Genomic DNA, 21,640 nt, shown 5'->3' with positions numbered 1-21,640 from the left:
GTAGGAGGTACTAACACATGTTTGTTTCATATAAATGGTTAGAAAATTATGTAGACTTGTCTGGTGTCACACCTGAAGAGTTAGCAGAGAAGATTACAAGAAGCGGGATTGAAGTTGAAGGTGTTGAACGAATCGGGGAAGAAATCAGAAATGTGGTCGTTGGTCATGTATTACAATGTGAGCCACATCCCGATGCGGATAAATTAAATAAATGCTTAGTGGATGTAGGAGAAGAAGAATCTGTTCAAATCATTTGCGGAGCACCCAATGTTGCCAAGGGTCAAAAAGTGGCTGTCGCAAAGGTTGGAGCGGTCCTGCCGGGTAACTTCAAAATCAAGAAAGCCAAGCTTCGTGGTGAAGCATCTCACGGGATGATCTGTTCCCTTCAAGAGCTTGGAGTAGAAGGAAAGCTAGTACCAAGAGAACATGCAGAGGGAATTTATGTGTTCACGGATGATGCTGAAGTAGGCAAAGATGCAGTTGAATTATTGAATCTGGATGATGCGATTCTGGAATTGGGCTTAACCCCCAATCGTTCTGATTGCTTAAGCATGCTGGGAGTGGCGTATGAAGTAGCCGCCATTTTGGATCGTGAAGTGAAGCTTCCCCAAACAGATTTATCTGCAGGCAGCGAAAAGGCGTCGGATTATGTATCGGTAAAAGTGGAGGCGAAAGAAGATAATCCTCTATACGGTGCCAAAATCATCAAAGATGTGAAAATCGGTCCATCTCCATTATGGATGCAAAATGCGTTGATCTCAGCCGGGATCCGACCACATAATAACGTAGTCGATATTACGAACTATGTATTATTGGAATATGGTCAGCCTCTTCACGCGTTTGATTACGACCGCCTTGGCTCGAAGGAGATCCTTGTCCGTCGTGCGACTGATGGGGAGACATTCGTCACACTTGATGATGCAGAAAGAACCTTATCAAGCAGCCAGCTTGTCATTACGAATGGCACTGAGCCGGTCGCTCTTGCAGGAGTGATGGGTGGAGCAAATTCTGAGGTTCAAAATGATACAACGACGGTCCTTCTTGAGGCGGCTTATTTCACTGGTGCGATTGTCAGGGGAGCTTCGAAAGATCACGGACTGCGCAGTGAAGCGAGCACACGATATGAAAAGGGTGTCGATCCTGATCGTGTCCTGAAAGCAGGGGAGAGAGCTGCCCAACTGATGGCTGAATATGCACAGGGGAAAGTGCTTGAAGGCACGGTTTTGTTTAACGAACTTGAAGTTGAACCTGTGAAAGTAGAGATTACGTTAGAAAAAATCAATTCTTCACTGGGCACGTCCATCTCAGCTGATACAGTTGCAGATATCTTCCGCCGACTTCAATTTGACGTGGAAGTCAATGTAGAAACGTTTGTTGTAACGGCTCCAACAAGAAGAGGGGATATTACAATCCCTGAAGATTTACTTGAAGAAGTGGCACGTCTTTTCGGTTATGACAACCTTCCGCTGACACTGCCTAAGGGAGAATCAACACCTGGCGGACTTACAAATCATCAGTTGAAACGCCGTACGGTTCGTCGTTATTTAGAGGGAGCAGGACTCCTGCAGGGGATTACGTATTCTCTAACTAATGATAAGAAAGCAACACAATATGCACTGGACGTAAGAGAGCCTGTCCGCTTATTGATGCCTATGAGTGAAGAGCGAAGCAATCTCCGCTTAAGCATCATTCCACAGCTTCTTGAAGTGCTTACGTACAATAAAGCACGCCAAAATGATTCACTTGCCTTTTATGAAGTGGGATCCGTTTTCTTACAGGAATCAGGAGAAGAGCTGCCTAAAGAAGAGGAGCATATTGCAGGGGCGATGACGGGCCTTTGGCATCTGCATCCTTGGCAGGGAGAAAAGAAGCCTGCTGACTTCTACGTAGCGAAGGGTATCCTTGAAGGTCTGTTCGAAGAAATCGGTGTTTCCGAATCAATTTCTTACCGCCAGGCAGCGGTAGAGGGCATGCACCCGGGAAGAACGGCTGAAATTCTATTGGACAATGAAGTCATCGGTTTTGTAGGAGCGATTCATCCGGAAGCGGAAAAAGAGTTGGACCTGAACGAAACCTATGTGTTCGAACTGAAGGCGTCACCTATCTTCCATTACGAAAAGCCGGCATTAAGCTACACGTCAATCCCGCGTCATCCATCGATCACAAGGGATATCGCCCTGGTCGTGGATACAGATGTGAAAGCCGGGGAGCTTGAGTCCCTCATTAAAGACGCAGGAGGCAAGCTTCTGAAAGAAGTTTCAGTCTTCGATCTTTATGAAGGGGAACATATGGAAGCAGGCAAGAAATCCCTTGCGTTCTCGTTAAAATACTTCGATCCGGCTAAGACATTAACGGATGAAGAAGTGGTCAAAGTACATGATAAAGTACTGCAAACTGTGAAGGAAAAAGCAGGAGCAGAGTTGAGAGGGTAATACAGCTCAATTGGAAGGTGTCAGACAATCGTCTGGCACCTTCCTAATTCAACTGCTGAATCCAGGATAACACGACCATCCAAACAGAAATCCCCACCGGAATAACCGATGGGGATTTTACTTATTTCCCGGCTAACTTCATCGCCTTCTCACTATTCGCAAAGTGCCATTTAGTCATAGATTTTAATTCTTCAATTCCTTTTCGTTTAATGATTTTCGCTGCGGCAACGTCTACATGCTTACCGGCACCTTTAGGTATCTCAACACCAGCTTTTTCACTCAATTTGTCCATTTCCTTTAAGAAGGCGTAACGTGCAATGATCGAGGCAGCGGCGACAGCAAGATGGATGCTTTCACCTTTTGTGCTGAAATACACGCGGTCCCGTTGGATTTTCTTTTGTGCAGAAATATGCTTGTAGTAGGTATTCTTTTCAACAAACTGATCGATCAATATTCCTTCAGGTAGTTCCGGGTCCATTTTTTCCAACAGGTTCAGGATCGCCTGATTGTGCAGGAGAGCCTTCATCTTCCCCTGTGTCATTCCTTTTGCCTGCATCGCATTGTATTTAGGGTTATGCAGGATGAGTAATGAATACGGAATGGCGGCAATTAAATCCCGGGCAATTTTGATGATTTGGGGGTCGGATAAATTTTTAGAATCCTTTACTCCGAGTTCCTTCATAAGGGGAAGATGCTCTCTCTTCACGTAAGCACTTACCACCGTGATCGGCCCGAAGAAGTCGCCTGTGCCCACTTCATCTGATCCGATGACAGACCAGTCGGCGAAGTTTTCAGGCAGTGTCGTCATCCCTTTGGAAGGTGATTTTACCTTTGGAGGTTCACTGCTGCCCCACTGACTTGATTCTCCTTCTCCGTTAGATCCCTGAAATAATACTTTCCCCGATTTATAGGCAGTGATCGTACAGCCGGATGGCTTTGCTACAAAAACGGCACCCGGTGGCAGTTTGTCCGTTAATACGTTTTGGTAGTGGCCTTTCATTTTCTCAATGGTTTCTTTGTTTGCTTGAATGACGGTATTAGCCAAGTTTCTCTCTCCTTATGACAAAATTCATGTATATAATAAAAAATGTGAGCTAATATGACAAATTCCTTCCAAAATCAAAAGATTTCGTGGTATGATAATGTTTAGGATTCTTATGAATGGGGGGCTTTCAGGTTGTCTGAACAACAAAAAAATCGCACCACTGTAGACATATATGGTCAACAATATACGATTGTTGGGACTGAATCAACTAGTCAAATCCGATTTGTTTGTTCTAAAGTGGATGACAAAATGAGAGAAATAAACTCCATGAATCCATCTCTCGACACAAGCAGGCTCGCCGTTCTGACAGCGGTGAATGCCGTAAATGATTATCTCAAACTACAAGAAAAGTTTGAAGAGCTGGAACGAGAAATCAAACGTTTAAAGGATTGAAAAAAAGATGCTGGATTTAGCTTTGTTGATTATCCTGGTGATAGGATTTTTAATAGGTTTAAAACGTGGATTCATTTTGCAATTGGTCCACATATTCGGATTTATCGTTTCTTTTATTGTAGCATACATATATTATGATCAGCTTGCACCGAAGTTAACATTATGGATTCCTTATCCTGTATTGGACGAGCAGTCCACATTGAATATGATTTTTGAATCGACCAATTTAGATCAGGCTTATTATCGTGTGATCGCATTTGCCATGATTTTCTTCGCAGTCCGGATCATCCTGCAAATAATTGGATCGATGCTCGATTTTGTTGCACATCTTCCTCTCTTAAAGCAGTTGAATGTTCTTGGCGGAGGGATATTAGGCTTTATTGAAGCATACTTAATGATCTTCATTCTATTATTTATCGCCGTATTATTGCCGATCGAGTCGGTTCAAACATTCATAAATAACTCATTTATTGCGCAAGCGATGGTTAAACATACTCCTGTTTTCTCTGATATGGTGAAATCTTGGTGGATTGAATATGTAGCCTAAAAGAAGGGGCTGACTATAAGTATGCAATTCAAATTCGTTAGGGATGCCTTAGCGAATTTGTTCATCTTATAAGTCAGTCTTTTTTCTTTTTATAGCAATTTTGCTACTATATAGATGGAGTCGTTTTGCTTTTGCAAGGGACTTGGAATCTTAAAGGATCCTGATCGTTAATACTAAGATAGTGGGTGAATCTCTTGAACAAAAAAGATATTATAAAATTATTAGAAAACATTGCGATATATATGGAATTGAAAGGCGAAAACTCTTTTAAAATATCCGCCTATCGAAAAGCGGCAGCAGCACTTGAGAATGATGACCGAAGCTTACAGGAAATCAGTGACTTTACGAAGCTGAGCGGGATCGGCAAAGGAACGGCGGGAGTCATCGAGGAATACATAAACGAAGGCACATCTTCTGTCCTTGAAGAGTTAAAGGAAGAAGTTCCAAAGGGATTGATCCCCCTCCTTCAATTACCTGGTTTAGGTGGAAAGAAAATCGCGAAGCTTTATAGTGAACTTGGGGTAGAAGGTATTGAAGACCTGGAGCAAGCGTGTAAGGCAAATAAAGTACAAGGTTTAGCAGGCTTCGGTAAGAAGACGGAAGAGAAGATCCTCGCATCCATCGAACAGGTTGGCAAGAGACCCGACCGTCTGCCGATCGCGTTTATGAATGGGATCGCTGAGGAAATGGAAGGTTTTCTTTTAGGCATGGACAGCATCCAAACCTTTTCAAGGGCGGGAAGCTTAAGGAGAATGAGAGAAACCATCAAGGATCTCGATTTCATCCTCGCAACAGAGTATCCTCAAGAAGTGAAGGAGGGTCTGTTGAAACTGCCTAATATCGTAGAAACCATCGCTGCAGGAGATACAAAAGTTTCACTGACTCTTTCGTATAATTGGGATGTCAGCATTGATTTTCGAATCGTGAAGCCTGAAGAGTTTGCTACGGCCCTTCATCATTTTACAGGATCAAAGGATCATAATGTCCGCATGCGCCAGCTGGCCAAAGAACGCGGGGAAAAGATCAGTGAATATGGGGTCGAGAATAGTGAAACCGGTGAGGTACAGACATTTAAATCCGAAGAAGAATTTTATCACCATTTTGATCTGCCCCTGATCCCGCCAGAGCTGAGGGAAGATGGGAAAGAAGTGGAAGGGTTCCATAAAGATTATTCCCTCATCACATTAGAAGATATAAAAGGGGATCTTCATATGCACACCACCTGGTCGGATGGTGCATTTTCGATCGAAGAAATGGTAGAGGCCTGCCGTGCCAAAGGATATCAATATATGGCCATCACAGATCACTCCCAGTACTTACGTGTGGCAAACGGGCTGACTACAGAACGATTACTCAAGCAAATCGATGAAATTAAAGAAATCAATAAGAAGTATGATGATATAGAAGTCCTGTCAGGAATCGAGATGGATATACTCCCTGACGGTACATTGGACTATGAGGATGACATTCTTGAAAAAGTCGATCTTGTGATAGCCTCGATTCATTCGAGTTTCTCACAATCCCAGGAAAAGATCATGGAGAGGCTGACAACGGCCCTGAAGAGTGCCCATGTGGATATCATTGCTCATCCAACAGGGAGGATCATTGGTCGAAGAGAAGGCTATGACGTAGATATGGATCTTCTTATCCAGCTGGCGAAAGAAACCGGTACGGCGTTGGAGCTTAATGCAAATCCGAATCGGCTGGATCTGTCTGCAGAAAATATCCGTAAAGCCCAGGAACAGAATGTAAAGCTCGTCATCAACACAGATGCACACAGTATCGATCACCTGGAATTCATGAAAGTCGGAATCGGAACAGCTCGAAAAGGCTGGATCAAGAAAGATACTGTAATCAATACTTGGGATAAAAAAGAGTTAATCAAATTTATGAAGCGAAACTGATAAAAGGTGGAATACATTCCGTGAATTCTAAAGTATTAAAAACGTTAGAGTTTGATAAAATCAAAGAATTATTAAAGCAATATGCTGCATCGGCACTTGGTCATGCAAAGGTATCTTCTCTCATGCCATCCGTTGAGTATGAAGAAATTACAGCTCTTCACGAAGAAACAGACGAAGCCATGACCATCCTCAGGTTGAAGGGACATGCCCCATTAGGCGGGATTTTCGATATACGTCCTCACGTCAAGCGTGCTCAAATAGGCGGGATGCTTTCCCCTTCTGAATTCGTTCAGGTGGCGAGTACAATCCGGGCGAGCAGGAAGCTGACGCTTTTTGTAGAGGAATTATTGGAGGAAGAAGTGGACGTACCCCTGCTGCAGGAGAAAATGGGTACGGTCATTCCCCTTCCTCATTTAGAGCAGGATATTAGGAAGGTCGTCGACGATAACGGAGAAATCCTTGATACAGCCAGTGAAACACTCCGCTCGATCCGTACTCAGCTCCGGGCCAATGAAGGACGGATCCGGGAGAAACTTGAACGAATGATCCGCTCTTCCAATGCTCAAAAAATGTTATCAGATGCGATCATTACCATTCGTAACGATCGATATGTGATTCCGGTTAAACAGGAGTATCGGGGGCAATATGGCGGGATCATCCATGATCAATCATCATCAGGGCAAACGTTATTTATTGAACCGGAAGCCGTCGTTCAACTGAATAATCAACTTCGTGAGCTTCGATTAAAAGAACAAGCTGAAATTGAAAAGATTCTCCAGGAGCTGTCTGAAAGTGTACAAGAATCAGGAGAAGAACTGCTCTTGATTGTCAGCGTCCTGTCAGACATTGATTTCATGTTCACCAAAGCGAAGTTCGGACGTTCCATTAAAGGGTCTAAACCGACGATCAATAATGAACGCCGGGTGAGGCTGAACAAAGCCCGACATCCTCTTCTGCCGATGGATGAGGCGGTGGCGAATGACATCGAGTTGGGGACTGACTTTTCTTCCATTGTCATCACCGGGCCGAATACCGGGGGGAAAACCGTTACCCTGAAAACATTGGGATTAACGAGTTTAATGGCACAGGCCGGTCTCCCGATCCCGGCTCTCGATGGATCAGAAGTCGGCGTCTTCCGCACCGTGTATGCTGATATCGGCGACGAGCAATCGATTGAACAAAGCTTAAGTACCTTCTCTTCTCATATGGTCAATATCGTGGACATCCTTAAAAAGGCAGATCATGAGAGTTTAGTGCTGTTTGATGAACTGGGTGCCGGTACAGATCCTCAAGAAGGGGCGGCCCTTGCCATTTCCATTTTGGATGAAGTACATGGAACTGGTGCAAGAGTCGTGGCGACCACTCACTATCCTGAATTGAAAGCATATGGGTACAATCGTGAAGGAGTCGTGAATGCCAGTGTGGAATTTAATGTAGAAACATTAAGTCCTACCTATAAGCTTTTGCTTGGGGTCCCGGGAAGAAGTAATGCATTTGAGATTTCGAAGCGTTTAGGGCTTTCAGATTCAGTCATTCAGAGAGCAAAGTCCCATATCGGAACGGATAGTAAAGAAGTGGAGAATATGATTGCCTCTCTCGAAGACAGCAGACGTCAGGGGGAACGGGAGCTTGAGGAAGCTCATGAACTTTTAAGGCAAGCTGAGAAAATGCATAAAGATATGCAGAAGCAAATGATGGAGTATTATGAGAAAAAGGATACACTTTACGAAAAAGCTCAACAAAAAGCCACTGAAGTCGTAGAAAAGGCGAAGGCAGAAGCTGAACAAGTGATTAAAGATTTACGGAAAATGCAGCATGAAAAATCAGCTCAAATCAAAGAACATGAACTGATCCAGGCGAAGAAACAATTGGAAGAGGCTACACCGAAATTGAAAACGTCAGGTCAAAAGAAAAAAGTCAATCAGGCGAAGCATGAGTTAAAAGCCGGGGACGAAGTCAAAGTCATAAGCTTTGATCAAAAAGGCCACTTGGTCGAACGATTGTCTGCGAAAGAATGGCAAGTACAGATGGGCATCATGAAAATGAAGGTGAAGGAATCAGATCTTGAATTCATTCAATCACAACAGAAGGTAGAGACGAAACCACTCGCCACAGTGAAAGGGAAAGATTTTCACGTCAGCCTTGAGCTGGATCTGCGTGGTGAGCGTTTCGAAAATGCGTTATCCAGAGTGGAGAAATACATCGATGATGCTCTGCTTGCCGGTTATCCCCGCGTTTCCATCATTCATGGGAAAGGTACGGGAGCTTTAAGGCAAGGAGTGCAGGAATACTTGAAAAATCACCGATCGGTCAAAAACATTCGTTTCGGGGATGCAGGTGAAGGTGGAACCGGTGTCACAGTCGTTCAATTTAAATAAGAGCCTTTAGACTGCTCCAATAAATAGAGTGGTTTAAATAAAGCGGTAAAGGGAGCTTTACAATGAAGAACTTTTGGGAAAATGAATTTGTTCAAACGGCTGGGAATTATAGCGTGGTCATTTTATGTCTGGTTCTGTTCTTAGCTATCTTCGAACTGGTCACCAAGTATAAGAATTGGGAAGAAATAAAAAAAGGCAACTTGGCCGTGGCGATGGCAACCGGAGGGAAGATATTCGGGATAGCGAATATTTTCCGCCATTCCATCAGCCATAACGATACCATCCTGACAACCATCGGGTGGGGTGTGTTTGGCTTTTTTCTACTACTGATCGGCTATTTCATTTATGAATTTCTCACACCCAAATTTAAAATTGATGAAGAAATCGCTAATGACAATCGGGCAGTCGGCTTCATTTCATTAGTCATTTCAGTTGGTTTATCCTATGTCATAGGAGCCGGAATATCGTAAGGAGAGGGAATATGGAAACGTTGGCAAAGGTTTTGCTCACGCTATGTGGGGGCTTTTTACTCGTAGGGATCATTTATATGTTGTTTTTTACGTAAATGGTTGATCTTATATCGAGATTTATATCATAAAGAGCTTGGATATTGAAACAATGCTAAAATAATAATAATGTACGAGCAGACTGTCATATGGTTGAATAGGCAGTCTTTTTTCTTTGATAAAATCATCTGTAAGGAAGGTCAAGCCTAAGAAATAGGAAAAAAGTATCGCGTGGATTGAATTGAAATTGTAACTGAAGTCCCCTTATATTATAATAGTGAATAGAAGAAATTTTCTAAATATTCAAAGGGAGGGATTACAATGAACAAACCATGGTTTGCTGAATATCCAGCAGAGATTCCCACGGAGCTCGATCTGACTGAAAAGCCGCTACAGTCCTATTTAACTGAGGCAGCTACCCTTTATAGCAGTAAAGTAGCCATTCAATTTATGGGCAAGGAGTTGACCTACACAGAATTACATGAATCCGCACTCAAGTTCGCTCATTACCTGAAGACGCTTGGAATTAAGAAAGACGATCGGGTGGCGATCATGCTGCCGAATACTCCTCAATCCGTCATCGCGTACTACGGCATTCTCTATGCAGGTGGAATTGTCGTACAAACCAATCCACTATATATGGAGAGGGAAATTGAATACCAAATGAAGGACTCGGGTGCCAAGGTGATCCTGACATTGGATATTTTATATCCAAGAGTGTCCAAAGTGATGAAGAATACTGAACTTGAGCACATTATTGTAACCGCTATCAAAGACTACCTTCCATTTCCCAAGAATCTCATCTACCCATTCATCCAGAAGAAACAATACGGCATTGTTGTGAAAGTGGACCATTCAGGACAGAATCATTTATTTACGGAGATCATGAAAACAGCCAAACCAGAAAGTGCCAATCAGGCATTTGATTTTGAAAACGATGTGGCCCTTCTTCAATACACAGGCGGGACGACAGGTTTCCCGAAAGGGGTTATGCTTACTCATAAGAACCTTGTCGCCAATGCTTCCATGTGTGACGCGTGGCTTTATAAATGTAAAAAAGGAGAAGAACGTGTCCTTGGAATCCTTCCATTCTTTCATGTGTATGGTATGACAGCCGTTATGATATTATCCGTCATGCAGGGATATAAAATGATCTTACTCCCTAAATTTGATCCGGAAACAACCTTGAAAACCATTCAAAAGCAGAAACCGACCCTATTTCCTGGTGCACCTACCATCTATATCGGCCTGCTGAATCATCCGGAACTGAAGAATTATGACTTATCCTCCATCGATTCATGCCTTAGTGGAAGCGCCCCATTGCCTGTTGAAGTGCAGCAGCAGTTCGAAGACGTCACCGGCGGCAAACTGGTTGAAGGCTATGGATTGACAGAATCTTCACCTGTCACACATTCCAATTTCCTTTGGGATAAAGAGAGGATCAAGGGAAGCGTAGGAGTTCCATGGCCAAGTACGGATGCAGCCATCTTCTCACTGGAAACAGGAGAACCGCTTCCTCCGAATGAAATGGGTGAAATCGTCGTGAAAGGTCCTCAAGTGATGAAGGGTTACTGGAATCGTCCTGAGGAAACCGAACAAACGTTAAGGGATGGCTGGCTATTGACCGGAGATTTGGGGTATATGGATGAGAGAGGTTACTTCTATGTTGTGGATCGCAAAAAGGATATGATCATTGCGGGAGGCTTTAATATCTACCCTCGTGAAATCGAAGAGGTCCTCTATGAACACCCTGCGATTCAAGAGGTTGTAGCTGCAGGCGTTCCGGATGAGTATAGAGGAGAAACCGTAAAGGCGTATGTGGTCCTGAAAGAAGGAGAAGTCCTGACAGAGGAAGAACTCAACGAATTTGCCCGTAAATACCTGGCTGCCTATAAGGTGCCCCGAATTTATGAGTTTAGAAAAGAGCTTCCTAAAACGGCTGTAGGAAAAATATTACGCAGAGCACTTGTAGAAGAAGAGCGCCAAAAGACAGAAGAAGAACAGAAAACAAGTTAAATGAATACCATTGGGCTTTTTCTTTTTGCTGTGAAATTGGACAAGGCATCTTTTCTTGACAAGTAAAGAGAAACCTTTTAATATAAAAATATGAATGAACAGTCATTCATATTTTCTTAAGGCAGGTCAATAACTCATGAAACGAAATAAACCTAAATACAAGCAAATTATCGATGCTGCTGTTATCGTTATAGCAGAAAATGGTTACCATCAGGCACAAGTATCCAAGATTGCGAAGCAGGCCGGGGTCGCTGATGGAACGATTTATCTCTATTTTAAAAATAAAGAAGATATCCTGATTTCGTTATTCAAAGAAAAAATGGTACTCTTTGTCGAAAAAATTGAGGAAGTTATAGCAGGAAAACAGACAGTTTCAGAGAAATTATTAGTGATGATTGAAAATCATTGTAAAATTCTGTCGGATGATCACCATCTGGCGATTGTGACCCAACTTGAGCTCAGGCAATCCAATAAGGATATCCGCTTGAAAATCAACGATGTATTAAAAGGATATCTGCAATTAGTCGATAAAATTCTGATTAGCGGAATAGAATCCGGAGAATTTTCAAGTGATCTGGATGTCCGGCTGGCCCGTCAAATGATCTTTGGTACTCTGGATGAAATGGTGACAACGTGGGTGATGAACGAACAGAAATATGACTTAGGAGCTCAAGTCCCTGCTATTCACAAACTATTACTTCATGGGTGTGGCGGCAGGAACTAAATTAGTTTAGGGGGATGAGAGATGGAAAGTTTATCATGGTCATTAGAGGGAAAGGTAGCAACGGTTCTAATCCAAAGACCTCCTGCTAATGCTTTAGCCAGTGGACTTATTAAAGAAATCGATTCAGTTCTGGATGAGCTTGAAGAAAATGCTGAAGTACGGGTGATCTTACTGAAGGGTGAGGGGCGATTCTTCTCTGCCGGAGCTGACATTAAAGAATTCACAACGATTGAAACGGGTGAAGAATTCTCTAAATTGGCGAAAAAAGGCCAGGACGTTTTTGAGCGTATGGAGAACTTTTCAAAGCCGATCATTGCAGCCATCCATGGCGCAGCTCTAGGCGGAGGTTTGGAGCTTGCAATGGGATGTCACATCCGATTGGTCAGCGAGAATGCAAAGCTCGGTCTACCGGAGCTTCAGTTAGGGCTTGTACCTGGATTTGCCGGCTCCCAGCGCTTGCCGAAATTGGTAGGCAGGGCAAAAGCGGCAGAAATGCTATTAACGAGTGAGCCTATCAGCGGAACTGAAGCGGTACAGTGGGGACTTGCCAATAAAGCATATCCTGAGGACCAGCTTTTCGATAAAGCAAAGGAAATGGCCGATAAGATAGCGAAGAAAAGCCCAGGGGCGATGAAAGCAGCCATTGAGCTGTTAAGTTATACAAAAGATGATCGTTTCTATGAAGGTGTAATGAGAGAATCGGATCTTTTCGGTGAAATTTTCGTATCGGCGGATGCCAAAGAGGGTATTTCAGCGTTTGTTGAAAAGAGAGAACCGCACTTTAAAGGCTAGAATACATTCTTGTAATATAGTAAACTCTTATTGAGGGGCAGTATTGAATGGACGCTTCCGTTCAAGCTGCCCATTCAAAGGGGTTAAATTGTCAAAATCTTTTTAAGGGAAAGAATGTTTACATTATTAGGAGGGACTTACGCATGAACATCTATGTACTTTTGAAAAGAACGTTTGATACTGAGGAGAAAATTTCGATCCAAAACGGTCAAATTGCTGAAGATGGAGCTGAATTTATCATAAATCCTTACGATGAATATGCAGTGGAAGAAGCTATTCAAGTTCGCGATGCACATGGTGGAGAAGTGACGGTTGTGACAGTTGGCGGAGAAGAAAGTGAAAAGCAACTGAGAACAGCACTGGCAATGGGTGCAGATAAAGCAGTCCTGATCAACACAGAGGATGACCTTGATCATGGTGATCAATTCACTACAGCCAAAATTCTTGCCCACTATTTAAAAGAACAGGAAGTAGATTTAATCCTGGCAGGTAATGTTGCGATCGATGGTGGATCTGGACAAGTTGGACCACGTGTGGCAGAACAGCTTGACATCCCTTATGTAACAACGATAACGAAATTAGAAATTGATGGCGGAACGGTAACAGTCACACGTGACGTAGAAGGGGATTCAGAAGTGATTGAAACATCCCTACCTTTACTGGTTACGGCACAGCAAGGATTGAATGAACCACGATATCCATCACTTCCAGGAATCATGAAAGCGAAGAAAAAGCCTTTAGATGAAGTGGAATTGGATGATATCGATTTAGACGAAGATGAAGTAGAAGCGAAGACAAAAACGATTGAAATCTACCTTCCACCGAAGAAGGAAGCGGGTAAAGTGTTAGAAGGCGAATTGGATGCTCAAGTATCAGAGCTTGTTTCACTTCTTCGCAATGAAGCGAAAGTTATATAAGGCTGACTCATAGTAATAACTAACATTCAGGGGGTATTTAACATGGCGAGAAAAGTATTAGTACTTGGAGAAGTTCGGGACGGATCATTACGTAATGTTTCCTTTGAAGCGATTGCGGCAGGTAAAACAGTATCTGAAGGCGGAGAAGTAGTAGCCGTTTTAATCGGCAAAAGTGTAAGCGCTTTAGGTGAGGAAATGATTCAATATGGTGCGGACAAAGTAGTGGTTGTGGAAGATGATAAACTGGAGCAGTATACGCCGGATGGCTATTCTCAAGCCGTACTATCGGTTATCGACCAAGAGAAGCCTGAAGGGATCATCTTCGGACATACTGCACTTGGAAAAGATTTGTCTCCTAAAGTGGCCAGTAAGCTAAGCACAGGATTGATTTCTGATGCAACGGATCTTGAAGAAGCTGGCGGGAACCTCGTTTTCACTAGACCGATTTATTCCGGGAAAGCATTTGAAAAGAAAATCGTGACTGGCGGTGTGATTTTTGCGACGATTCGTCCGAATAACATCGAACCATTAGCGAAAGATGAGTCACGTACTGGAGAAGTTTCTTCCCTTTCCGTTGATATTAAAGACTTACGCACAATCATTAAAGAAGTCGTACGTAAAGCAAGCGAAGGGGTAGACCTTTCTGAAGCGAAAGTCATCATTGCCGGCGGACGCGGAGTGAAAAGTGAAGATGGATTCAATCCTCTTCAAGAACTGGCGGATGTTCTTGGTGGAGCTGTAGGAGCATCACGTGGAGCATGTGATGCCGACTACTGTGACTATTCCCTGCAGATTGGTCAAACAGGTAAAGTCGTAACGCCTGACCTTTATATTGCATGTGGTATTTCTGGAGCCATCCAGCATTTAGCGGGTATGTCGAATTCAAAAGTCATCGTTGCGATCAACAAGGATCCTGAAGCGAATATCTTCAACGTAGCGGATTATGGAATCGTGGGTGACCTGTTCGAAGTGGTACCGATGCTGACTGAAGAGTTTAAAAAGCTTAAGGTATCCTCTTCTTAATTCCATTGACGTTTTGAAGTAGCGTCTAAAGGGTATGAACATAGTATGTAGTGAAAATAAGGATGCAGCCGGATGGCTGATCCTTATTTTTCTTCCCTGTATATTCCGTTATCTGAAGGGAATATTACCTACGAGCAGATTAATAGCATCACAAAAAAAACGGTGATATACTTACGTTACATTCAAAGATTTTAGGAGGCGCATATAAATGGCAATTACACATGCTACTGATCAATCATTTTCAACTGAAACAAATTCTGGACTGGTATTAGCGGATTTCTGGGCACCTTGGTGTGGACCTTGTAAAATGATCGCTCCAGTTCTGGAAGAGTTAGATGGAGAAATGGGCGACAAAGTAAAAATCGTCAAAGTTGACGTTGATGAAAACCAAGAAACAGCAGGTAAATACGGGGTTATGAGTATCCCGACTTTAGTTGTCCTTAAAGACGGCGAAGTTGTAGATAAAGTAATCGGTTTCCAACCTAAGGAAGCACTTGCTGAACTATTAAACAAACATGCATAAGAAGCACTTTTAAAACACCGGGGCTGTCATTACAGCCCCGGTGTTTTTTTGTGTTTTATGGATGGTACATAATGCTTGTCGCTGCAGATTGAGCCCTCTCTCCTTTTATTTCAACAAAATTTTCAAAAAACGTTGACTATGAGAATCATTCTCGATATAATTTTAAACGGAAATGAAAATCATTATCATTTATATTTCAATACATTCTGGGGGTACATACATATGAAAAAGAGAGACTTAACCAAAATTTTCGCAGCATTTCTTTTAACAGGTTCCGTACTAGCAGGTTGCGGAAGCACATCTGAAGAACCGAAAGAAACAGATCAATCTTCTGAAGAGAAGCAAGAAGAACCAAAAGAAGAAAAAGAAGAAATGGCACTTAATGCAGAATCACAGGTTAAAGCGTACACAGATATGAAAGCTGAATTAGAGAAGATGAAAGAAGACAAGGAAGTAAATTGGGAGACTGTCAATGACATTTATACTTCTGAGTTACAAGCATCGGTAAATGAAGTGAATGGTGAATTTTCTCAAGGGATTGAAGCCGCTATTTCAGGCGGTCAATCAGGCGAGCTTGAGAAAAACGTTGCCCGTCAAATCATTGATAAACTGACACAATCGTATTTCTATCAAGTTCAAAAAGGATTACAGGGCCAAGCAGCTGAGGACATTGAGGCGGATAAAGCGGATGATGCCAAAGCGAAGTTTGCTGAAGTCAAGTACTTAGCAGAAAATGTATTCATTCCTACAGCTGAAAAGCGTGATAGCTTATATGAATTGTCAGGTGAATCCAGCATGGTAGAAAACATTAACAACGGTCTATCTCTTCAGGAAGAAGCATTGGCTGATTCAAATGCGGAAGACTTTGCTGTTTATAAGCAAGTGACAGATAAATCGATCTATCAAAGCTATTACCTTGCTTCAAATTCGTATGCTGAAAAAATCAGCAAAGCGGTTGAAGAAGGAAATACGGAAGAGTTAGCGATTATGCAAGCCGAAGGATATGGCTTCCTCCAGGCTATTAAAGGATCTTTAGCTGGTGGAGACGAGGCTGCTGCGAATGAATTGGATTCCATCTTCTCGCTGGAAAATGATCCATCCACGATTGATGCTGATAAAGTAAATTCACTTTATACGAAAGCAATCAAAGGTAAAGCAACAGGATATCATGAAGAAGCTGCAGAAGCTGTAGAGTCTGGTGATGTTGCGAAAGCAAAAGTAGAGGCTATGGAAGGCAATATGTTTGTTAAAATGCTAGAGGTGAACGTGAAGAATCAACTTGGAGAAGAGAAATCACAAGAGCTGTTTGATCTTTCACAAAAATGGTTTGAAGCGATCTCTTCTGAAAAAGCAGATGAAGCGAAACAGCATAGTGAAGCTATTCTTAACATCCTGAATCAATTATAATATAGTGTATGGAGGCTGGCCTTATGTTGAGGTCAGTCTCTATTTGTAAGTAATTCTTATTCTCCATGCACGATTGTGCTAAACTAAACCTATTGTCTAAAAGTCAAGAGAGTGTGATGAAAGTGAAAATAGTGATTACAGGTGGTGCGGGATTTATCGGGATGCACCTGACAAAAAGGCTTCTCAAAGTGGGTCATCAGGTTTCAATCATTGATTGTTTCCATACCTATTATTCAGCTCATCGAAAAAAACAGCACTTGAGTGAGATTCAATTCCCTACTGGGGATTTATACGAAGTTGATCTCATAGATCGCGATAAGACTAGAGCGATTATCAATGAATTGAAGCCCGACGCGGTCATCCATTTAGCCGCTTTGCCAGGGGTGGCCTATTCATTGGAGGAGCCGCTGAAATATGTGGATTATGATATTAAAGCCACCATCAATATTGTAGAGGCTTGTGGAGAAGCCGGAGTCAAACATTTCTTGTTTGCATCTTCATCCTCTGTTTATGGGGATAAGCCGGGAATGCCGTTAAAGGAAGAGGATGCAGACGGTATGACCATTTCTCCATACGCTGCTTCGAAGTGGAGTGCAGAAAGCTTCTGCCATATGTATGCACATATGTACGATATGCATGTGAACATCCTTCGCTTCTTTACGGTGTATGGCCCATGGGGAAGACCGGATATGGCAATTCCTAAATTCATTTCGAAACTTCTGAAAAACGAGTCCATCTCCATCTTTGGCAGTGATAGTGGACGGGACTATACGTATATCGATGATATCATCCACGGGATTGAATTAACCTTACAAAAGGGGAAAAGAGGAGAAACCTATAATCTGGGAAGTGGTCGGGTAGTGAAAATGACTAGATTGTTAGAGATTCTTCGTCACCATTTTCCTGAAATGAACGTGAACTATGATACTTATCGCCCGGGGGATGTTTTTTCTACTCATTCAGATATTTCAAAGGCTCAATCTCACCTGGGATATTTCCCAACCACCACCATTGAAGAGGGAATAGGGAATACCATTCTGTGGGCAAAACAAAATGAAAAGCATTTATAAATCTCTTAAGTTCATTATCGGACTCGGAATCATTTGCTATTTTATATGGTTCATTGCAACGGGATGGGACCATGAGCAGTTTAAACGGTTTTTATACCAGCTGATCCTTCATCCTGTCATAGTGATTTCGGGTATGGTCATTTACGGTTCCTCTTTCTATTTAAAAGGGATAGCCACGAAAAAACTTCTAGGTGATCAAATCAAGCTTTCCAGTGCCATGTATGGTCTTTGGTACAGCTTGGCACTCAATCATCTGCTGCCCATCAAGGGCGGGGACGTTCTCCGTTCGTATATTTTATATGAAAGAGAAGGATTATCTAAATCAGCTTCGGCTCAATCTGTTATTATAGTAAGGCTGATGGATATCCTTTCACTCTGTCTACTCGTATCATTGGGGATATCGTTTGTAGCATTAGAAAACCCACTATCAACAGATGTCATTTTATTTGTCGGAGGAATCATCTTATTGGTGATAGGATGGATCTCTTATTACAAGCGTCAATTCCTCTATCAGCAATGGAATGTCACGCTCTCTCTCATAAAGGGGAGGGGATTTTCCTATGCATTTTTCCTTGTTTTCATCAGTTGGATATTGGAAGCGGCCCTGTTGCTGTCTGTATGCATCGCAACGAATACAGGAATCTCGACCTTTCAGGGTATTTGGGTGAATAGCCTAACCATTCTCGGTCAGGTCTTTCAAATTACACCCGGTGGGCTTGCGAATTATGAAACGATCATGGCTTTTGGCCTCAATCAATTTTCAATTACGATGGAAACAGGTATTACCATCGCAGTTCTGACACATGGGATCAAATTCATATTCTCCTATTCTGTTGGACTGTATGCGCTGGTGAAGTATCCTATTTCACTGACACTCATTAAAAAGTTAAGTAAAAGAAAAGGAGGGGCATGAAGTGAAAAGCGCCTCTAAGTTTGAAAAGGTAGCAGCACGCTGCTGGAATTTATTAAATGAAGGAAAACCCTTCACACCCATTTTTACTGTAGGTACGATGCTTCTCTTTCATCTTGGTGATTTTGCCTCGTTACCATTTTGGCTGAATTTCACAATTAGTTTAGCGATCACCCTGCCACTTTTTATATTATTTTTTGTTTATGATTTCCCCTTGTTTTTAAGGAACTACCTGTGGCTGCCGATTGTAGCTTACTTAATCATTGGATGGGAATGGAATCTCGGGTTATCCCTGTTAGGAATCGGTCTATACTTTTTCTTCACGATTTTATTCTGGGGAACATTATATTATCACTTACGCATCGGAACGTCGTGGCTTAACTTCACAAGGTTCTGGAAGCTCGTACTGAAAAACAGTGACTCTACAAGTGGAAATGCCCAGGAGCAGCTTCCTAAATTTCTATTATTGTTGGCTTACTGGCAGTACACGTACTCACTCCTCGATACAAGCCAGCAGCTGCCAATCGTTCAGTTTTTAAGCTTCTTTGGGGGTCTTTTGGTTTTCACCTTCATTCTTCACCGTTATTTATTCGATTGGAAGCCAAAGATGTATGAAGAATATGCAAAAGAGGCGGAAGATTGGAAAGAAGATCGGGCAGATCGTGTAGTGGTCATTGTGGTGGACGGGATGAGGAAGGAACGTTTTCAAGAAGCGGAAACCCCGTTTTTAGATTCCCTCAAGGCAGAAGGAACAGAATTCTCCAACATGGAGACGGTATATCCTGCCCGCACGGTTGTCTGTTTTTCATCCATGTTCACCGGGACGTATCCATATGAACACGGAATCACCTCGAATATGGTTTGGAAGCTGGGGATTAAAGTCGAAAGCATCTTTGACTCTTTACGGAAAGTAGGGAAGAAGGGAAGGCTTTTAGGGGTCGCCCATTTGGTCGATTCCATGGGGTCTGACGTGGATACGTTCACAGCCGTCATGCATAACGATAAAGCGGATCCGACGATCATGAAAAAAGCGAAACATATCATGAAAGAACAAGATCCGGATTTATTCATCGTACAAATGATCGGGACCGATCAAACCGGGCACAGTCGCGGGGTTTTATACGACGAGTATTTGCAAAAGATAAAAGAAGCAGACCGATTGATTGAAGACTTTGTCCAATGGATGACAGAGGAAGGCAAGATGGAAAACACAACATTATTTATCTGTGCCGATCATGGACAGGCTGATGGAATCGGGGGACATGGCCATCTTGATGAAGGAGAGCGTTTCGTTCCATTTATCATGCATGGACCTAATATCCAAAAGGGACGCAAAGTTGAATCAAAGCATAGTCTTGTTTCCATGGCCAGCACCATCGCTCATATTCTGGGAGCACCATTCCCGAGCCATGCACGTGGACCTATATTAGAAGAAGCATTTAGAAGAAAGGAAGAACACCGTGAATAAACAGAAGGTTGTTGTTTTTTTGCCTGCTTATAATGAAGAAGAAACCATCGGGGATGTCATCCGTGACATTCCCAGAGAGTTTCATCCTGATGTTCAAGTGGAAGTACTGGTCGTGAATGATGGGTCGACCGATGACACCGTTAAGGTTGCAGAAGAAGCAGGAGCAGACTATATCGTACATATGGAACGTAATTCAGGCTTAGGAGCGGCAGTAAGAAGAGGGTTAAAGGAATCGCTGCTAAAAGGGGCGGATATTGGTGTCATGATTGATGCGGATGGAGAATATCCTGCATCTCAAATTCCTGAGCTATTAGAGCCAATCTTCACAAATCAGTCAGACTATACAATGGGATCCCGCTTTAAGGGGACCATCGACGGGATGAGGATCTATCGTCGCCTCGGCAATTATTGTTTCACCTTACTACAATGTGTGTTGCTGAGAACCTGGATTTATGACGGTCAATCAGGAATGAGAGCATTCTCCAAACAAGTAATGGAACATGCTGAAATCATTCATGACTATAATTATGCTCAAGTGGTGACGCTAAATATCATGCGTAAAGGTTTCAGAATGAAGGAAGTTCCGATTGAATATAGAGTTCGGACGAATGGACAATCCTTCATCAAGTTCAAAGCTTATATGTTTAATGTACTTCCGGCGATCGCGAAAGAAATGAAACGTCCGGTTGAAAAAGTGGATATAGAATATAATGTTCACAAAATTTCTGAAACATCGTTTGAAAGCCTTTAAAATCGTATTGACAAGTATAATGATAATCATTATCATTGAAAATACAGGAGGATTTCCATATGAAAAAAAGCCTTTTTTTTAGTCTTGCATTGATATTTATTCTCAATTACATATTTATCCCGTCACAGGCGTCTGCTTATTCTTATGGGGATCCAGGAGAAGAGAAAATCGCTGAAGCGTATAAAGAGCTCGAAAACAGCTTGAAGAATGATGACTGGGATAATGCAAAGAAAATATATGATTCGTATGAAAAGGATTTTGAACTATATTTTTCAAAGGTGCAGCCTGACATAAACAAAGCTTTCGAAGAAAAAGACAAGGATCTTTTATTAGAAAGCTGGAGAGCGGCATTGATGCTGAATATCGAAAGAAGACTGCATTTTGCTCAAGATCAATTCGACGATTATGGTCAGGCGAAACTTCTTCTTGCCAAAGCAAGAGGGACTTTTAATGTATTGGAACCATTTGTTGTTGAAGAAAAAAGCCAGGAAGAGGCAGATAAGATTTATGCTTCATTCGATACTGCGTTAAATTCTTTGGGGAATCCCGGGTTGTTCGGGATTGGAAGCAAAGATAATGATCCTGATGCTTTCGATAATGAAGTAGAGTCGATCATCAAAGAACTTCGACCATTATTTCCGATTCCTTCTGAAAAAGCCGATGAAAGTCATTTAAACGAAGAGAATCTTGGCTTTTTAGATGGAATGGGAGAAGGGGGAAGCTCAAGCTTCTGGCTCTATTTCTCACTAGCTCTGATTTTGATTCTTATTGTACTTATTACGATCAATAGACGTAAAAATAAACAGTAATCCAAGGTAACAAAGGGGGAAACAA

At 42.4% G+C, this 21,640-nt stretch carries 19 protein-coding genes; 18 read left to right on the top strand and 1 reads right to left on the bottom strand.

Annotated elements, in window-relative coordinates:
- Positions 1–17 precede the first annotated feature (17 nt).
- A complete protein-coding gene (pheT, locus tag ACIFOD_RS19505) occupies positions 18–2,432 on the top strand; it encodes a phenylalanine--tRNA ligase subunit beta (protein ID WP_430315953.1) in 2,415 nt (804 codons plus the stop codon).
- Positions 2,433–2,553: 121 nt separating this feature from the next.
- On the opposite strand, the gene rnhC is transcribed toward pheT, so the two are convergent.
- Positions 2,554–3,477 (bottom strand): ribonuclease HIII, encoded by a 924-nt coding sequence (gene rnhC, locus ACIFOD_RS19500; protein WP_430315952.1) that lies wholly within the window; start codon positions 3,475–3,477, stop codon positions 2,554–2,556.
- Between the two features lie 132 nt (positions 3,478–3,609).
- On the opposite strand from rnhC, the gene zapA reads away from it, so the two are divergent.
- The 17 genes from zapA to ACIFOD_RS19415 all read left to right on the top strand — a co-directional run bounded on the left by zapA (position 3,610) and on the right by ACIFOD_RS19415 (position 21,615).
- Positions 3,610–3,870, top strand: coding sequence for a cell division protein ZapA (gene zapA, locus ACIFOD_RS19495; protein WP_148969875.1), 261 nt, complete (start codon positions 3,610–3,612; stop codon positions 3,868–3,870).
- A gap of 7 nt (positions 3,871–3,877) precedes the next feature.
- A complete protein-coding gene (locus ACIFOD_RS19490) occupies positions 3,878–4,417 on the top strand; it encodes a CvpA family protein (RefSeq protein WP_113969560.1) in 540 nt (179 codons plus the stop codon).
- A 194-nt stretch (positions 4,418–4,611) separates the two neighbouring features.
- On the top strand, positions 4,612–6,321 hold the full coding sequence (gene polX, locus ACIFOD_RS19485; RefSeq protein ID WP_430315951.1) for a DNA polymerase/3'-5' exonuclease PolX: 1,710 nt from the start codon (positions 4,612–4,614) through the stop codon (positions 6,319–6,321).
- A 20-nt stretch (positions 6,322–6,341) separates the two neighbouring features.
- The gene (locus tag ACIFOD_RS19480) at positions 6,342–8,699 is read left to right on the top strand and encodes an endonuclease MutS2 (protein ID WP_430315950.1); all 2,358 of its coding nucleotides are present in this window, start codon (positions 6,342–6,344) and stop codon (positions 8,697–8,699) included.
- A 62-nt stretch (positions 8,700–8,761) separates the two neighbouring features.
- Complete coding sequence (locus ACIFOD_RS19475) at positions 8,762–9,169, top strand: DUF350 domain-containing protein (protein ID WP_148969871.1); 408 nt, start codon at positions 8,762–8,764, stop codon at positions 9,167–9,169.
- A gap of 357 nt (positions 9,170–9,526) precedes the next feature.
- On the top strand, positions 9,527–11,221 hold the full coding sequence (locus ACIFOD_RS19470) for a long-chain-fatty-acid--CoA ligase (protein WP_430315949.1): 1,695 nt from the start codon (positions 9,527–9,529) through the stop codon (positions 11,219–11,221).
- A gap of 136 nt (positions 11,222–11,357) precedes the next feature.
- The gene (locus tag ACIFOD_RS19465; protein ID WP_430315948.1) at positions 11,358–11,945 is read left to right on the top strand and encodes a TetR/AcrR family transcriptional regulator; all 588 of its coding nucleotides are present in this window, start codon (positions 11,358–11,360) and stop codon (positions 11,943–11,945) included.
- A 21-nt stretch (positions 11,946–11,966) separates the two neighbouring features.
- Positions 11,967–12,737: an enoyl-CoA hydratase gene (locus ACIFOD_RS19460; RefSeq protein ID WP_148969869.1), complete on the top strand. Its 771-nt coding sequence runs from the start codon at positions 11,967–11,969 to the stop codon at positions 12,735–12,737.
- A 143-nt stretch (positions 12,738–12,880) separates the two neighbouring features.
- Complete coding sequence (locus tag ACIFOD_RS19455; RefSeq protein WP_149156248.1) at positions 12,881–13,654, top strand: electron transfer flavoprotein subunit beta/FixA family protein; 774 nt, start codon at positions 12,881–12,883, stop codon at positions 13,652–13,654.
- 42 nt (positions 13,655–13,696) lie between these two features.
- Positions 13,697–14,677 carry an electron transfer flavoprotein subunit alpha/FixB family protein gene (locus ACIFOD_RS19450; RefSeq protein ID WP_430315947.1) on the top strand — a complete coding sequence of 327 codons (981 nt, stop codon included), beginning with the start codon at positions 13,697–13,699 and terminating at the stop codon, positions 14,675–14,677.
- A gap of 208 nt (positions 14,678–14,885) precedes the next feature.
- Positions 14,886–15,200 (top strand): thioredoxin, encoded by a 315-nt coding sequence (gene trxA / locus ACIFOD_RS19445; protein WP_113969551.1) that lies wholly within the window; start codon positions 14,886–14,888, stop codon positions 15,198–15,200.
- Between the two features lie 222 nt (positions 15,201–15,422).
- Positions 15,423–16,607, top strand: a complete 1,185-nt coding sequence (locus ACIFOD_RS19440; RefSeq protein WP_430315946.1) for a hypothetical protein — start codon at positions 15,423–15,425, stop codon at positions 16,605–16,607.
- A gap of 122 nt (positions 16,608–16,729) precedes the next feature.
- Positions 16,730–17,677 (top strand): NAD-dependent epimerase/dehydratase family protein, encoded by a 948-nt coding sequence (locus tag ACIFOD_RS19435; protein WP_430315970.1) that lies wholly within the window; start codon positions 16,730–16,732, stop codon positions 17,675–17,677.
- On the top strand, positions 17,661–18,590 hold the full coding sequence (locus ACIFOD_RS19430) for a lysylphosphatidylglycerol synthase transmembrane domain-containing protein (protein ID WP_430315945.1): 930 nt from the start codon (positions 17,661–17,663) through the stop codon (positions 18,588–18,590). Before ACIFOD_RS19435 ends, ACIFOD_RS19430 begins: the two co-directional genes overlap by 17 nt.
- 1 nt (position 18,591) lies before the next feature.
- Positions 18,592–20,055: an alkaline phosphatase family protein gene (locus tag ACIFOD_RS19425; protein WP_430315944.1), complete on the top strand. Its 1,464-nt coding sequence runs from the start codon at positions 18,592–18,594 to the stop codon at positions 20,053–20,055.
- A complete protein-coding gene (locus ACIFOD_RS19420; RefSeq protein ID WP_430315943.1) occupies positions 20,048–20,806 on the top strand; it encodes a glycosyltransferase family 2 protein in 759 nt (252 codons plus the stop codon). Before ACIFOD_RS19425 ends, ACIFOD_RS19420 begins: the two co-directional genes overlap by 8 nt.
- A 59-nt stretch (positions 20,807–20,865) precedes the next feature.
- Positions 20,866–21,615, top strand: a complete 750-nt coding sequence (locus ACIFOD_RS19415; RefSeq protein WP_430315942.1) for a hypothetical protein — start codon at positions 20,866–20,868, stop codon at positions 21,613–21,615.
- Positions 21,616–21,640 lie beyond the last annotated feature (25 nt).

The sequence above is a fragment of the Rossellomorea sp. NRS-1567 genome (genome assembly GCF_050467885.1).
Taxonomy (GTDB): Bacteria; Bacillota; Bacilli; order Bacillales; family Bacillaceae_B; genus Rossellomorea; species Rossellomorea aquimaris_C.
This window is presented reverse-complemented; position numbering and strand designations above follow the sequence as displayed.